8 protein-coding genes and 1 pseudogene are annotated in these 14,323 nt (G+C 62.9%); 2 read left to right on the top strand and 7 right to left on the bottom strand.

Translation table 11 applies throughout. The features are described 5' to 3' along the window. Nucleotides 1–11 precede the first annotated feature (11 nt). A complete protein-coding gene (locus E8A74_RS12695) occupies nucleotides 12–1,202 on the bottom strand; it encodes a GTPase domain-containing protein (protein WP_136929245.1) in 1,191 nt (396 codons plus the stop codon). Between the two features lie 240 nt (nucleotides 1,203–1,442). On the opposite strand from E8A74_RS12695, the gene E8A74_RS12690 reads away from it, so the two are divergent. Then, nucleotides 1,443–3,998 (top strand): DUF2169 family type VI secretion system accessory protein, encoded by a 2,556-nt coding sequence (locus E8A74_RS12690; RefSeq protein ID WP_136929244.1) that lies wholly within the window; start codon nucleotides 1,443–1,445, stop codon nucleotides 3,996–3,998. Between the two features lie 5 nt (nucleotides 3,999–4,003). Here the strand turns inward: E8A74_RS12690 and E8A74_RS12685 are convergent, their stop codons facing one another. From E8A74_RS12685 to E8A74_RS12660, 6 genes are all read right to left on the bottom strand, one after another. Beyond that, entirely contained in the window at nucleotides 4,004–4,447 is a 444-nt protein-coding gene (locus tag E8A74_RS12685; RefSeq protein WP_211365346.1) for a hypothetical protein, read from the bottom strand. Beyond that, on the bottom strand, nucleotides 4,444–7,380 hold the full coding sequence (locus E8A74_RS12680; RefSeq protein ID WP_170229085.1) for an RHS repeat domain-containing protein: 2,937 nt from the start codon (nucleotides 7,378–7,380) through the stop codon (nucleotides 4,444–4,446). Before E8A74_RS12680 ends, E8A74_RS12685 begins: the two co-directional genes overlap by 4 nt. A gap of 47 nt (nucleotides 7,381–7,427) precedes the next feature. After that, nucleotides 7,428–7,958 (bottom strand): DUF4123 domain-containing protein, encoded by a 531-nt coding sequence (locus E8A74_RS12675; protein WP_170229084.1) that lies wholly within the window; start codon nucleotides 7,956–7,958, stop codon nucleotides 7,428–7,430. After that, nucleotides 7,955–8,290, bottom strand: coding sequence for a PAAR domain-containing protein (locus E8A74_RS12670; RefSeq protein ID WP_136929241.1), 336 nt, complete (start codon nucleotides 8,288–8,290; stop codon nucleotides 7,955–7,957). The genes E8A74_RS12675 and E8A74_RS12670 overlap by 4 nt, the downstream gene beginning before the upstream one ends. Before the next feature lie 31 nt (nucleotides 8,291–8,321). Beyond that, complete coding sequence (locus tag E8A74_RS12665) at nucleotides 8,322–10,907, bottom strand: type VI secretion system Vgr family protein (protein WP_232379520.1); 2,586 nt, start codon at nucleotides 10,905–10,907, stop codon at nucleotides 8,322–8,324. Nucleotides 10,908–11,574: 667 nt separating this feature from the next. Continuing rightward, entirely contained in the window at nucleotides 11,575–12,885 is a 1,311-nt protein-coding gene (locus tag E8A74_RS12660; protein ID WP_136929240.1) for a hypothetical protein, read from the bottom strand. A 1,236-nt stretch (nucleotides 12,886–14,121) separates the two neighbouring features. Between E8A74_RS12660 and E8A74_RS12655 the strand changes: the two are divergent. After that, nucleotides 14,122–14,323 (top strand): annotated as a pseudogene (locus E8A74_RS12655) (hypothetical protein); the annotation flags it as partial.

Below are 14,323 nucleotides of genomic sequence, written 5' to 3'. Positions count from 1 at the left end.
AGGCCCTCGTCTCACGCCTTGCGCGGCGGCGTCAAATGACCAGGCAAAGGCGCCGTCGTGTCACTGGGAGCCTGCGAGCCAGCTTCCGGCATCTTCATCGTGAGTCGCTGCTGGAAACCTGGACGCGCAGGCAACGCACCGAACCCGAGGCCAGTACCATTCGACGTTGTCGGCTGCGCCGCGGGAGCCGCGTTCGGCATGGGCGGCGGCTGGAACTGAAGCGCAGGCGCCGCTTGTGACGGCAGCGCGGGCGGCGCTTGCGGCGGCAGCGCTGGCGGAGCGAAGTTCAGCCTCGGCGCGCGAAGCTCTTGCTTGATGCGCTGGAGGAGCTGCGAGTCGTAGGCGTTCTTCGGCAGGATCCTCTCGACGAAGTGCGAGAAGAGCATGTGCGTCGAGTGCCCGTAGCTCGCGGACCCGACGAACACCTTCACGTCGATCTTCATCGAGAACTTCTGGAGGCTGTCGATGAGGGGCTGATAGAGCTGCTTCGCGCGCTCCTCGACCTGCGCAGGCGTGCCCGCGATGAGGTCGCTCTTGTTGATGAAGAGCACGACGGTCTTGCACGAAGCCACCGTCTTCGGGCTGAAGAAGTAGCGCAGCGCTTGCGGCTGGAACTCCTCGAGCTGCTCGGCGACACGCGCCATGTCCACCTCCTGCGCGTCCTTGCCGCCGAGATCGACGACGATCAAGAGCCCGTGGATCTCCTCGACGATGAGCTCTTGCAGCGCGTCGACGATGTGCTCGCCGCCCCAGTCGTGCACCTCGAAGACGTGCTCGACGAGCTTGTCCTTCTCGCGCACGTGGCTCACGCTGCGCTGGTAGCGCTCGATCTTCGTGCCTTCGATCGTGCCGAGATCGGTGAGCGGGTTCGACCACTTGAGCGTGAGCGACGTCTTGCCGGTGGCCTTCATGCCGAGCGTCAGGATCCGGTAGACCCTGCTCTCGATCTTGGGCCGTTTCTCGAGCTCGACCTTGGTCCAGTTGAGCTCTTCCTCCATCCCGTCAAGCCAACCGACCTTCTTCTGGTCCTCCGTTTCGAGCGTGGCGACGCGTGACTTCAGCGTGCCGATCTCGAGCTGCGCGGCTTCGTACTTGCCCTCGATCTGCTCGAGCTCCTCGTTGAGCTTCGACGCGCGGAGGCCGAGGATGACAAGGAACACCACGAGCGCTGCGACGATGATCCCGACGATGATGAAGGTCATTCTGGGCTCACGTGTAGAACACCGACGCCGAGAGCCCCCCGGGCCCGCCGACGTTCGGACTGTGGAACCTCGCTCATAACACACCGCGGTCCAGAAACGGAAGGAAGAGCACCTGGAAGACCTGGCAGGGTGCAGCCTCCACTTCCTCGGAGAGGGCGCGAGCGGACGGGACCGACCGGAGTGGTCTGGCGTGCAGGATGGTGCTTACCGTCGGCGAGCGAGGCTGGTAGGTTGACAAGGATGGATGTCGTTTCGACTTGCCCGCTTTCGGCGTGGGGATTCGTCTGGCAAACGAGCGCGGGAGCGACCGCGCAGACAGTCGTCGTCAAAGCGACGTTTCAGCTCGCGCCGGGTGAGTCGGTGCTCGCGAAGGAGCAGGACGGGGCCGTCGAGGAAGACGAGTTCTGGGACGACGACCCGACGCGGAGCGTGCGCGTCGCGAGCGACAAGGTTCCCTACAAGGCGCGAGCCGACGTCATGCTCGTGGGGCACGCGTATGCGCCGGAAAAACAGCCGGTGCGATCGCTGCCGGTGCGGCTCGTGGTGGGCGAGCTCGATAAGTCGATCGAGGTTTGGTGCGATCGCGTGTTCCGAGCGCAGGATGGGCAGCTTCTCGAGGGGCAGCGGTTCGTCAAGATGCCTCTGCGATGGGAGCGGGCCGCGGGCGGGCCGGAGACGAACAATCCGGTGGGGTTGCGCTTCGACGCACCGCCAAACTCGTACGGCATGATCGCCATCCCGAACCTCCAACCGCCGGGGATGTTTGTGTCGCAACGCTCGGACACGTTCGTGCCGGTGTGTTTCGCGCCGATTGGGGGAGGTTGGCCGAGTCGGGTGGCGAAGCTCGGGCCGCTGGCGGGGGCGTTCGCGTCGCCTGGATGGGAGGCGCGACCATTGCCTCAATTACCTGATTATGGGTATTTCCAGGCTGCGCCTCCGGATCAGCAACTGGCGGAAGTCCGGCCGAATGAGCGACTTGTCCTGGAAAATTTGCATCCGGAGCATCCGAGGCTGGTGACGAGCCTGCCAGGGATCCGGCCGGTGGCTATGGTGGAGCGGGGAACCGGCGAGCGCGAGCCGGTGGCGTTCGTCGCGGACACCATGTGGATTGACACAGACCGCGGAGTCTGCGTTGTGGTATGGCGCGGCAGGATCGGGCTGCGGCACGCTGCGGAGGCCGGGCGGATCGTAGTGACGCTCGACGGTACGGAGGTCGAGGAACTCGACGACGAGGACCTGCTGAAGACCATCCCCCCCGCGGCGGTAAAGGAAGCGGCAGCGGGAGGCGCGGATGAGGACCTCGCTGGCATGACGCTGGCGCCTGGGTTTGATCTCTCCAGGGCACTGGCGCCGGTGATGCCGTTTCTGGGGCAGGACAAGCCGCAGGCCGCTCCGGCGGCGGTCGCGGAGGATGCAGGGCTAGGGGCTGCGGGGTTGCCGTTCGGGAAGGCGGGGGGATTGGCTGCGTTGCGGGAGGTGGCGCCGGCGCCGCCCGCGTCGGCGGATTCGACGTTGTATGCGCCGATGAAGTTCGGGCCGTCCACGTCGGCGCTCCCTGCGCCGCCCCCGCCTGCGCCGGTGGCGGTGAATCTGCCGCCTCCAGTCGCTCCACCACCGATGGTGACGATGCCGCCAGCGGTGGAGCAGATCGCGCCTGCCATGACGCCGAGCCAGTGGGCTGCCGGGAGCACACCGAGTCATGAACCGGGAAAACTTTCGATTGGGCAACGCCTGATTGGACAGGAAACCACGAGCAACAAGGGGGAGGGGGAGAGACGCGCAGTCGGTGAGGTTGCCGTTGGCAACGAACCTAGCCCCCAAAGGCGCTGGAAAACACCAGTCTCCCAAGAGAAGGGAGCCGGCGGAGCAGGAGGCTCGGGCTTGCGTGATGCGGTCCTTGGCGGCGCCGTTTCGGCCTCGAATGCAGCGGCCGACGCGCAAGTCATGCCGCGAGAGTCTAGCGCCACAGCAAGCGCAAAGCCTTCCGCACGAGTAATGCCGAAGGAGATCGTGGAACTCCTGTGGTTCGACCCGGCTTGCGTGCCGCGCCTGCGTCGCAAGCCGGCATGGAAGGAGATCATGTCACAGGTCAAGCCCTCCCCCACGGATGACGACTATCCGGGTGAGGCGCCTTCGGATAAACGGCAGGAGTTGCGGGAGCGGCGCGAGGTATTTGGGCTACTGGCACGCGGAACCCCCATCGATGCCCATGAAGTTGACGGAGCGCTTGTGGAAGCAGTGCGCGATGATGGTACTTTCGTACCCCCGATTGTACTCGTCGGGGGTACGCTTGAGTTTCCGTTCGACGAACTCGAGACCCTGAGAGCTACCATCGCTGCGGTCGCCCCACTAGCTACAGGTGACAAGCGGCTGAGTGAAGCCGTCCAAACGGCGCAGGATCTTCTGAAGACGCCGTGGCTTACGGGCGCGAGCAGCGTGACGGAGGGGCAGACAGCGAAGCTAAAGGAGATATTCACTCAGGGAAATCGTGCGCTGCCGCCTAGATACCTGGAGAATCACACGGAAAGGATGCTGCTCGAACAGCGCGCACACCAGAGGCGTACGCTCTTCGGCAGTAGGCGAATCCGTGGTCTACTTTCCTTGCCGGGAACAGTAACGCCAGTGCCCGTCTACTTGCCGGAGGAGTGCGGCCAGCGACTTCCGAGCGTGCAGCGAATTACTGCTAAACTGTTAGCCGAGGTTCACGTCGATCTCGACCAGTATGAAACGCATGGTTTGACACTGATCGTGCTGTGCCTGGGGCGGCTCCTCAGTGGTGTGACGCGAAACCACTAAATCGGTCACACGGCATCACCGAATAACTCCCGCAAATTCTTGGCCACCGTGCTCAGATAGACGCCCTTCCTACGGTCAGCGCTCGCCGTAACAAGCGTGTGCGGACAAACGGGCGCAGATTGCTTTCCGAAGCCCACGAGTATAGGCAAACCATAATAGGCGAACTTGGGATCGTCTAGCTGGACGGTCCACTTTCCACCAAGAAAACGCCGAAATGTTTCGCCGACATAGCGAGCGAGGCCATCGACAACTTGAGACTCGCTAGCTGCCAGCATTTCCCGAGTACTGCCGTACCGCTGAAGCAGCCATGCTTCGATACTGTCGAGGGAAGAAACAGAAAAATCCAGCTTTCCCCTCAGTTCGTCCGGCAATCGGGTCATGAAACGATCCAACGCATCGGACATGTCGGATAGCCAACACTCGAAGTCGTCGCGTGTGGTCGTTCTCATGGTGATCCTATTGTATAGGGAATCCCGGCCTTGTCAAGCTCCTCTAGCAGCGGCTTGCTGGCGTGCCCATCGAACTTCCACGTAATGTCCCAGCCCTGCTTGACCAGCATGGCATCTCTTTCGATCTCCCAGAGGTTGTCTTGCGTCGCGTATTGATTTCCAGACTTTATCTCAACGCCTCTCTTCGTGGCTTCGTCTGCGATGTCCAATCGCCGTGTGACGCCTTCTTTGACGTTTACGGTGACTTCGCGTTCCCCCCAGCCTAATTGCTGATGGTAGGCATCTGCCACCTCGTGCGCCTTGGTGGCACGCTGCATATTGTTGTCATATGTTTTGCTCCACCGTTCATATGACCACTCACCGCCTCGCTCCTGATACTCTTTCCAGCGCGCAGCTTTATGCTCCGGGGAGCCAGGTGCGCCGGGTTCGGGTACATCCGGCTTCGGCTCGGTTACATCCGGCTTCGGCTCGGTTACATCCGGCTTCGGCTCGGTTACATCCGGCTTCGGCTCGGTTACATCCGGCTTCGGCTCGGTTACATCCGGCTTCGGCTCGGTTACATCCGGCTTCGGCGGCTTGATATTCAACCGTTTGAGAATATCGTCAAGTTGATCCGCCGCCTTCTTGAGCAATTTCTCAACGAATGGAATCTTGCCAAGCCCGAAGGTAAGTAGGTCAACAAAGATCGACGTGACCATTCCTTTGAAGGCGCATTCCCAGCACCAACCTTGGCCGTTCATCCAGCCTTGGACGAGTGTACCGAAGAACGTGCCAATCGCCCCACCGATGAGGCCGCCCCAGAATGTGCCGAGCCCGGGAACGACGCTTCCGATCAGCGCGCCCGCGGTCGTGAAAAATCCCTCGATTGCACCACCGACGAATGCAGCCCAGAGGTCACCATGCCCGAAGAAGTACTCGGTGGCGACGCTGATGCCGCCGCCGACCAGCGCGCCTACCGCCAGCACGCCGACGACTACCCAAGGGAAGGCCCCCGAGGGATCCACACGATTGTATGGGTCGTTCCGCGCGTAGCTGTAGTTACTCGCGCCAGGGCATAGCCAGCAGGGGTCGAGCGAGAGGTACGTCTTGGTCCATGGGCAGTAATATCGAGCAAGGTTATAGTAAAGTCCTGTCTCCTCGTCCTCGTATTGCCCTGCCAGCCGGAGCGGCTGGCGGATCCGCGATACCTCCACCTTCGCCGTGCCGAAGGGGTCGTAGCGCGCCCTCCACACAACGTTCCCATCCGCGTCAAACGCACGGATGACTGCGCCGCGTGGGTCCGTCTGGAGCCAGTAGGTGCGCCCGGCCTCTCGAAATGCGAGCGGTCGGCCATCCGGCAAATAGAGATAGTCCCTGCGGATCGGTGACGCATCAGGATGCGAAAGCCACTCCTCCCAAAGTAGCTGCCCGGCGGCCCAGCCGTAGCGCCAAGTCGACTGCCCGACACACTTGGAGAGCCGGCGCCCAAGGGCATCGTACGTATACTCCACGCGAGTGTCGCCAACGCGGGTCTCGCGAAGCGTGCCGTCCTCATTCCACCTGCATTCGAACTCGCGACGGCTGGGCGTGGGGAGAGAAATGACGTTCCCCCGAGGGTCGTAGATAACCTCACGACCTTCGTGAGACAACGGCTCGTCCATACAGCCGACGTGTACGGTAGACCCATTGTCGTAGACGATGTTGCCCTTGGCATCATAATCATATTCCAGGCGAACCCGCTCAGAGGCCGCGTCGATCTCCGCCAGGAGCCTGCCCTCCGCGTCAAGTACGAGTCGTCGGTGGTCAACCTCTCCCACCCCGGGTCCCCATCTATCCGATATGCCAGCGAGTCGGTCACAAGTATCATAAGAATAATACTGTTCGCTCACCAGGCATCCGTCGGCATCGTAGACGCTCGCGGACGATACGAGCCCCAAGCGCGCGAATTGGCGCCTTTCGATGAGTGTTCCGCCGTAATATATCGTCTCTATGCCGCCACCCGGCGCATATTCGATGCGGGTGATTCCGTTGGCCCAGTCCGTTACGGTAGAGAGTCGACCGTCCGCGTCGTACCCATATACAACAACGTCTCCCCAGGGAGTTCGAACGCACGTCAGTCGACCATCGTCGTCATATTCGTACCCCACAGCTCCTATGGGGGTCTCTTCGCGTACCGGGCGCTTGCTTGCATCGCGAACAATTGAGATTGTCGAGGTCGCGTTCGCAATTACGAGCGTTCCTTGCTCCTCTGTACGCAAGAATGTTTGGCTTCCATCTGCCCACCGAAGGGAGGTGAAATTGCCCTCCAGATCTCGTTCGTGTTGCACGACGCTGCCGTCGCGACGCCGCACAGAAACGAGGACGCCATCCGCATCTCTCTCGTAAGCCTGGGTGGTTCCGTCCGCGAACCCGACCTCGAGAAGCCGCCCCTGCGGACCAGCTGACAAAGTAGTCGTGCGCCCAAGGGCATCCCTTACGGCGTATCGGCCAGCTTTCTCGTCTCTCGTGTAAAAAGTTGTCGCCCCAGTCCGATCCGTCAGCCGTTCGAGACTCGTTGTGCCGTAATCGAATGTCGTTGTAGTTTCGTCCGGGAATGCCACCCTGGTCAGGCGACCTTGCTCATCGTGCTCGAAGCGATGTACGGGTCGTCCAGCGTAACCCAGCGACGCGAGCCGCCCGTTTTCGTCGAGCCCCATCTCGATACGTTCCCCGCTGGGAAGCGCGACACCAGCGAGTCGCCCGCGAGCGTCGTGCTCGAAACTGACGCGCGCGCCCGATGGAAACACGGTCGCCTCGGGTGCACCGGTCTCGGTGAAGAGCAAGGACGTCTTGTTGCCGCGGGTGTCCGTCATCACGACGGCACCATTGTTCGCGTCCCGCTCGGCTGTGATGCCCTTCTCGCGTAGTTCCGCCAGGAACCGCTCTGGCAATGTCGCCAGCAGAGCAGGGCTCATGGCCTGCGCGTGGTCACCTCGTACCCGGAACATGGGCTTGAATCTCCTTAGCTACCGGACTCAAGTGCAAGACACGTCGGCTCTGGTTCCTCGGCGTCCCGAAAGAAGCGCAACAAGGACTTGGCGTCCTCCGACTCCGCGAAGAAGGTTCCGATTGGCCCGAAAAATTGAATCCACTCCTCGTAAGTACAATGAGGTAGAAACAAGCGCAGTACTCGCGGATCGTAGAATCGAAAATATGCTTTCCTCCCGTTTTTCAGCTCGACCAAGGTGAACCGTCGGAGGTGTCGCCGCACTACGTCGAAAGGCTGGTCGCAAGCAAGATACACCCCGAAGCTTTTGCCCCAGCCAGTGCGGACCCAGTCCTCGATCGCTTGCGCGTCCCCACCCAATTCTATGAGATACGGACCAAAGGATCCGAGTTCCTCTGCAGCTCGGCCATCGTAAAGAGATTGATGCCGAAAACCAGAACCATGCAGCGCACGCGGGATGGCCCGATCTCTCGCGCCATCCATGATGGCAAAGATCGGCGCAGCCTCACGGATGAGCAAATCGGCTACACGGTCGTACATCGTCATGCCCCCGCATCGACGAACGCTGCACCAGCCTCCGCTGCGGCAACCATGCATGCCGCTCTGGGCGGAGAACCGATCAGAACACTCGCGCAGCCCTCGACAACCTCACCCCCGTCTGTAGGATCTCCCTTCCGCGCAGCAGGCTTGTCTCCGATCAGCACGGTCGGTTCACCCTTCTTGATTGGATCCTTCGTGGACCAGCAATCGCACTCGTCACCCTCGCGAGCCGCCGGCTTGTCACCGATAAGTACGCTAGGGCAGCACTCGGGCAAGATCGGGCCGTCCCAATGACGTTTGCATACGTGTTTGTCACCCAATCGGGCAGCAGGTGGCATTCTTCGTCTCCCGCGTCCTGGCTTCGTGTGGTTACTCGCTACAATTGATCTTCACCTGCGGATTCCCCTTGACAACGATGTCACCGGAGTCCGCCGTCATTTTGATGCCGGTCGCCGCATGAACCTCGATGGTTCCTCGTGACTCAAGCTTGATGTTCGTATTGGCATCGAGCGTGATCTTGGGGCCCTCGATCGTCACCGTCGCCTCCCCGGTTGTCATGACGATCTTCTTGTGTGTCATCGTGACGCTCGTTGGTCCTGGTGCCGGCGGCCCGTCCCCAGACGCCGCGATCGTCAGCGAATGCTGCACACCAACCAGCGACGAATCGTTCTTCCATACCGTTTTTGTGCGGTTGTTCTTGATCGTCGCAGTTTCATTGTTTTTGACGAGCTTGGCCATATCCTTTTGGGCCTGAATATTGACAAGCTCCTTCCCCGCCGCGTCTTCGAACATGATCTCGTTGTAGCCGCCGCCCCCACCCGTCGAGTTGCTCCTCCATCCCGATTGCGTCCTGTTCTCTGGCAGCTTGTAGGGCGTCTTCTGGAGATTCGTATACACCCGCCCCACAATCACCGGCCGATCCGGATCCCCTCCCAGAAAATCCACCAACACTTCCTGCCCGACTCGCGGCAAATTCGTCGCGCCATACCCCGACCCACCCCACGGTTGACTCACGTGGATCCAGCAAGAGCTGTTATCATCCATCTTGCTCTCGCGATCCCAGTGGAAGTGTACCCGCACCCGGCCGAATTCGTCGGTATGGATCTCCTCCCCGGGCGGCCCCACCACCGTCGCGCTCTCCACCCCGTTCACCTTTGGCCTTGGAGTCACCAAGTCTGGCCGGTACGGCACCTCAGTCCCTCGTACCTCGCAATGATGCGACCATTCCCCTCGGTCCATCCCGCTCAGGGACGACTCCACGACCAGGAAACTCTTCGCATCTGCGAGCGCCGAATGCGGGTGACCGCTCAACCCCATCACCACGCCAGGCGCCAGGTCATGCGCGTTCGTCTCGAACGTCGCCACTCGCGCGCTTCCTCGCTTCGCTTCCAGCCGCTTCTGGGCGAGTATCGCGGCTTCCTTCTCGTCCGTCCGCGTCTTCCCCTTGTCATCCGCGCTCGGCGTTGCATCCCCCGAATCCGTGCCGAACAGGAAGGCCCCGGGCACGTACTGGAACCGCTCGAGCTTCTCCTCGACCTTCAGCCCCTTCGACGCACTCGACATCAGCTTGTAATCGGGCGGCTTCCGGTAATCGTGGTCCCGCAACGTATACTTGCCCGGACGCACCCGCTGACCCATCCGCACGGACGTTGCGAACTCCAGGTCGATGCTCTTCACCATGCTCGTGTCATCCACGAACGTTATCGGCGTCCCTCGCTTCGCGTTCGACTGCGGAGCATCTGATAAAACGAGCTTCGTCTCCTCGCCCGCCTGCTCGAAATAGAACGTGATCCCCGCATCCTCGAGCATCCGGCTCATGAACGTGAAATCGCTCTCCGAATACTGCACGCGGTACTTCCGCTTCTTGTACGCCCCCTTATCGACCCGCAGCGTCGGCTCGATCTCCCACTCCTTCAGCAGCTTGAGCACGATATCTAGCTCCGACATCTGCTGGAACATCCGGTAATTCTTCCGCTGCGTCAGGAGCCACAACATGGGCACGATCGAGAACTGATACGTCGAGAGCCCCGACGGCTCGACGCGCACCTGCTCGAAATGGTTGCAGATGCCCGACCAGAACCGATCGTGCTTCCCAGCCGCCATCGAGAACTTCGCGGCCTGGCCGACCACGTCGTCGAACTCGATGCTCGGGTTCTCTGATACCCCGATCAGATTGACCTGGAACAAACACGAAAGCCGCTCGTGAATCGAAAACTGCCGAACCTCTACCTTGTCACCCGAGCCAATCTCGACCTCAAGGTTTTTTCCGCCAAGCCGCTGCGTGACGCTGCCGAGCCCAGAAGCAGCTTTCCCAGCCACTCCCTTCGCCATCTTCCCCGGATCGAACGATGTGACTGCAATCTCCTCGAAGACCGGCAACTCCCCCGCCACGATCCCTGGCGTTCCTCCGCCCCCGATGAGCCCCCCGAGCGTCGCGTTGATCGCTCCCCCGGCAAACCCACCCGTCACCGCCCCCGCGAGCTTCCCGACCGCCCCTCCCGCGAGATTCTCGACCGCCCCCGTCCCCTGCCCGATCGCATTCGAAATGGCCCCCGTCACCATCCCGCTCGCCATCGCCCCGAGATCAGGCACGCCGCCACCAGCGACGATCCCCACCGCCCCTGCAGCCCCGCCTCCGATGGTCCCGCCTGCAATACCGGTCGCCACCGCCCCGAGATCGGGCACTCCACCACCGGTCACCGCGCCGGCAATCCTACCACCGACCCCGCCGAGCGTTCCGCCCGCGATGCCTGTCACCGCCGCGCCGAGATCGAGGGAGCCTCCCTTGGTCGCAGCTCCGATCAACGTGCCAGCGCCCGCCGCCTTTCCGCCTGGATCGACGACAGCCTTAAGATCTGACGCTTTCACCTCGCCCGCGACCTCGCCGATCCCCACCCCATCGATCTCGCCCGAGAGTTTTACCGATCCATCACCCGGCGGCTTGACAAACGTCATCGGTCGATCCTCCTCGTAACCTGCAAAACTTCCCGAACGATCCCAGACGCCGCTTGCGAACGGAGAACCGTGAGTGCTGCTTCAACGGACCGCCGCGTTGAACCCAGACCAAACTGTTCCTAGAAAGGCGGCACATCGTATCTTCCCAGGAGCGACGTGTGAAGCCGTTTGTCTGTGCGAGCACATTGCTCTGGAGAACGCGCGCAGGTCGTGTTGGCGCAACCACTGCCTGGAACCACAGCGACGCATCGGCGGGGCCCCTAACTCCAAGCTGTCCAGGTTGACGTCCCTGCGGCCACGGCTTGCATGCACAAGCAGGCGTCACCTGTCAAGAGGAGAACGTGCCCCCACCCTGCCTCGAAGCTCACCTGCGGGAACAACGCCGCAAACGGCTGCGGCACCGCCGTCTGCCGAGGGAAGATGGCGACGCCGGGGTCGGGGCCTTGGGAGTGGCGACGTCGGTCCTTCCCCCAAAGCCGTGCCCTTGTCCCCCGTGCAGGAGGTCGCGCAGGTGCCCCGAGGTCGGATCCTGGCCGATGAAAATCCCGCGCCACCGCGGCGGAGCGCCCATTCGGAGGCTCTTCCGCATGTCCGCAGGCGTCGTGGCCACGTAGATGCTCAGCGCGGGAGGGAGCGTGAACATTGATTCGGGCGTTTTGGCGCCAGCTCACGGCGGGGAACGTCCACGGGGCAGAGGCACATGCACTGCCGTGCGTGGCGAGCGCGGCGAAGGACTGCGCGTCTGCATCGGGGTCGGGATGGTGACCGGAAGGGCCGCGGGCGTCGCGGCGGGGACAGGGCCCGAGGTCGGCTTGGTGCCCAGAATCAGCACGGGGACCGAAGGGGCCTCGGGCATCGCATGGTGCTTCCACCGCGGAACAGCGAGAGCAGCGGCCGAGACCGTCGGGACCGGCTCACGCGGCACGGGCACAGAAGCCGCGGGAGGCGGCGGAACCGGCGGCACGGGCTCCCGCACGACGCCCGACCTGGCCGCGGTGCTCCGCCACGGCCGCGCCGCCAAGGGCAGGCGCCGCGCGACGATCGGACGCGTGGTCACGGGGCGCAGTTCCGCGACGGGGAGGCCCGTGGCAGGCAGCTCCGCCGTCGCGGGGGGCTGTGCGGGTTGCGGCTGGGCTTCCGTCGTAGGAGCCGACGCCGTGGGCGCCTGGGATTGAGCCAGTCGCGCCGCGTTCGTCAATGCCAAGACCGTGTAGAGCACGATTTCCCGAACGAGCGACGTCGGTGGGGCGGTCTGACACTTGGCCAGCACGTTGCCGACCACCTGCATCAAGATTGCGGCAGGCATCTCGGATGCTCGTGAGAAGGCGTGCTTCGCCGCGTCGCCGCTGCCCTTCGCCCGGCCGTACGCGACGACGACGCGAGCGACGGCGCGCACGCTCGGATCCGAGAGAGCGCGCTGGCACGTCGCGAACTTCTCGCCGAACACGCGGTGGATGTCCTGCCATGCTGCGTCCGTGATCCCCCGATCGGCATTCGTCACTGCGAAGAGCGCGTAGAAGACGAGTTCCACGTGCAGCGGGATCGAACGCGTCGGCGTGGGGGGCGCAGAAGGCGCGGGCGCGACCGGCGCGGCCGGCGCGGCGGTGGATGCCGCCTCGCGCGGGAAACGAAGCATTCCGAGCAGGGTGTCGGCGAGCATCTGGAGGCGTTCGTCCTCCTCGTACACTCCGCGGACTCCGGCGATCCACACCGGATCATCCGGGGTGGGCGACGCTCTCGGCACGCGCTTTTCGCAGGCTGCGAGGAACGCGCTCGCAAGCAACTGGACACGCTGGTCGCCGAGCGTCGCTTGCGCAGCCTGACGCCATCCAGCGTCCGCGAGACTGCGCTGCACGGGCCCGATCATCGAGGCGGGCGCGCCACTCGGCAAATTGTAGAGACCTGCCGCGAACGCGCCCAACGCCACGCCGAGCGACACGAGATCCGACGACGACTCGCAGACGCCGATGAGGACCACCGCAGTGCAGACGGCGGAAGGCGAGGTTTCTGTTTGCAATGGCAAACCGGGACGCGCCTTGGTGTCGCTCGGGGATCGGATCCCAGCCAAGTCCATAGGTAGGCTCCAACCGAGCACTATGCACACCCGCCGGCCTGCAAGCCACAAAAATCAGCGTCAGCGCGAGGCACGTACGACGGTGTCCGCTACGTCTATGGTGGAATGGTCCAAGCCTCTGCGGCGCGTTGTTCGAGGAAAACCCACGAAGTCCGAGAAACGTATCCGAACTCCGGGATCAACACCCTTGTTTTGCCGTGTCGACAAGTGAAAAAGCCGAGCGACACAATGGGTTTTTGACCAATTTCGCGTTGAGAGGGGGCGCGCGGGCACCTCCCGCGTGCCGCTGCTCGTGTGCGAGTTCACGCTTCCGGATAGGGCAAGCCCCGTGCCCTCCGCAGACAGACCGAGAAATCGCCGCGTTTGGTCCATGAGAGTCGGTCCCGCCCCTTGTTTCACAGGCTCGGGATCCGAGCAGGGTCCACAAATCGATCCACTTTTTGCTCGCCGGAGCCATGCCTCGGGCGGCGGAAATGTTTCACGGTCCCCGGGCCGGTATTCGATTTCACGTTCGGGACAAGCGCAAGGACCGTGCCCTCCGCGGGCAAACCGCGAAATCGTCGCGTTGAGCCATGGGAGTCGATCCTGCCCCCTTGTTTCACAGACTCGGGGTCCATGAAGGGTCCAGAAATCGATCCACTATTTGCTCGGCGGAGCCATGGCTACACGCCCCAAAAATGTTTCACGAGGTGGGATATACGCGTACCCTATCAAATCAGCCGGATTTCGAGCACTCGCTTCGCATCGGGGAGCGGGCGGAGCGCCCCCCAGGATCCATGGAAAGCCATGGCTTTCCCATGAGCAGAGCCATCGGGTTCCAGTGGCTCCCGGGCATGGCTCCGAGACTTGCCCGAGAAGGGCCGAGAACGGGCCGAGAACGGGCCGAGAACGAGCCGAGAACCCGGGCCGAGAACCCGGGCCGAGAGACGCGCCCGGAGAGGCGACCGACAGCAACGCGTAATATGTATGGTCAGACTATACGTATGGTCGGGCTATACGTATGGTCGGGCTATACGTATGGTCGGGCTATATATATAGAACTCGACGGCGACCTCCATTTTCCCTTGTCCCGCATCCCCCACGGGCGGGAGAATCGGATCCACGCAACGGCGCCCCTTCGTGCGCCATGGGAGGGCGGACATGTCCATCGGTGAGTCCCGCAGCCCGGACAGCAACATCACGGCGACCTTGTCGATCCCGCGGGGCGTCCTCCAGGTCGTCGCGCCCCCGCCCGAGACCCTCTCGCAATGCAACGTCGAGGCGGTGACGGGCATCCCGCGGCGCGTCTTCCTGGAAGCCATCCGCGCGCCGGACTTCCCGGTCCCCGTCGCGCGGCTCGGGA

The sequence above is a fragment of the Polyangium fumosum genome (assembly GCF_005144585.1).
In the GTDB taxonomy this organism is placed as follows: domain Bacteria; phylum Myxococcota_A; class Polyangia; order Polyangiales; family Polyangiaceae; genus Polyangium; species Polyangium fumosum.
The sequence above is the reverse complement of the archived record's forward strand: the minus strand, read 5'-3'. Positions and strand labels throughout refer to the sequence as shown.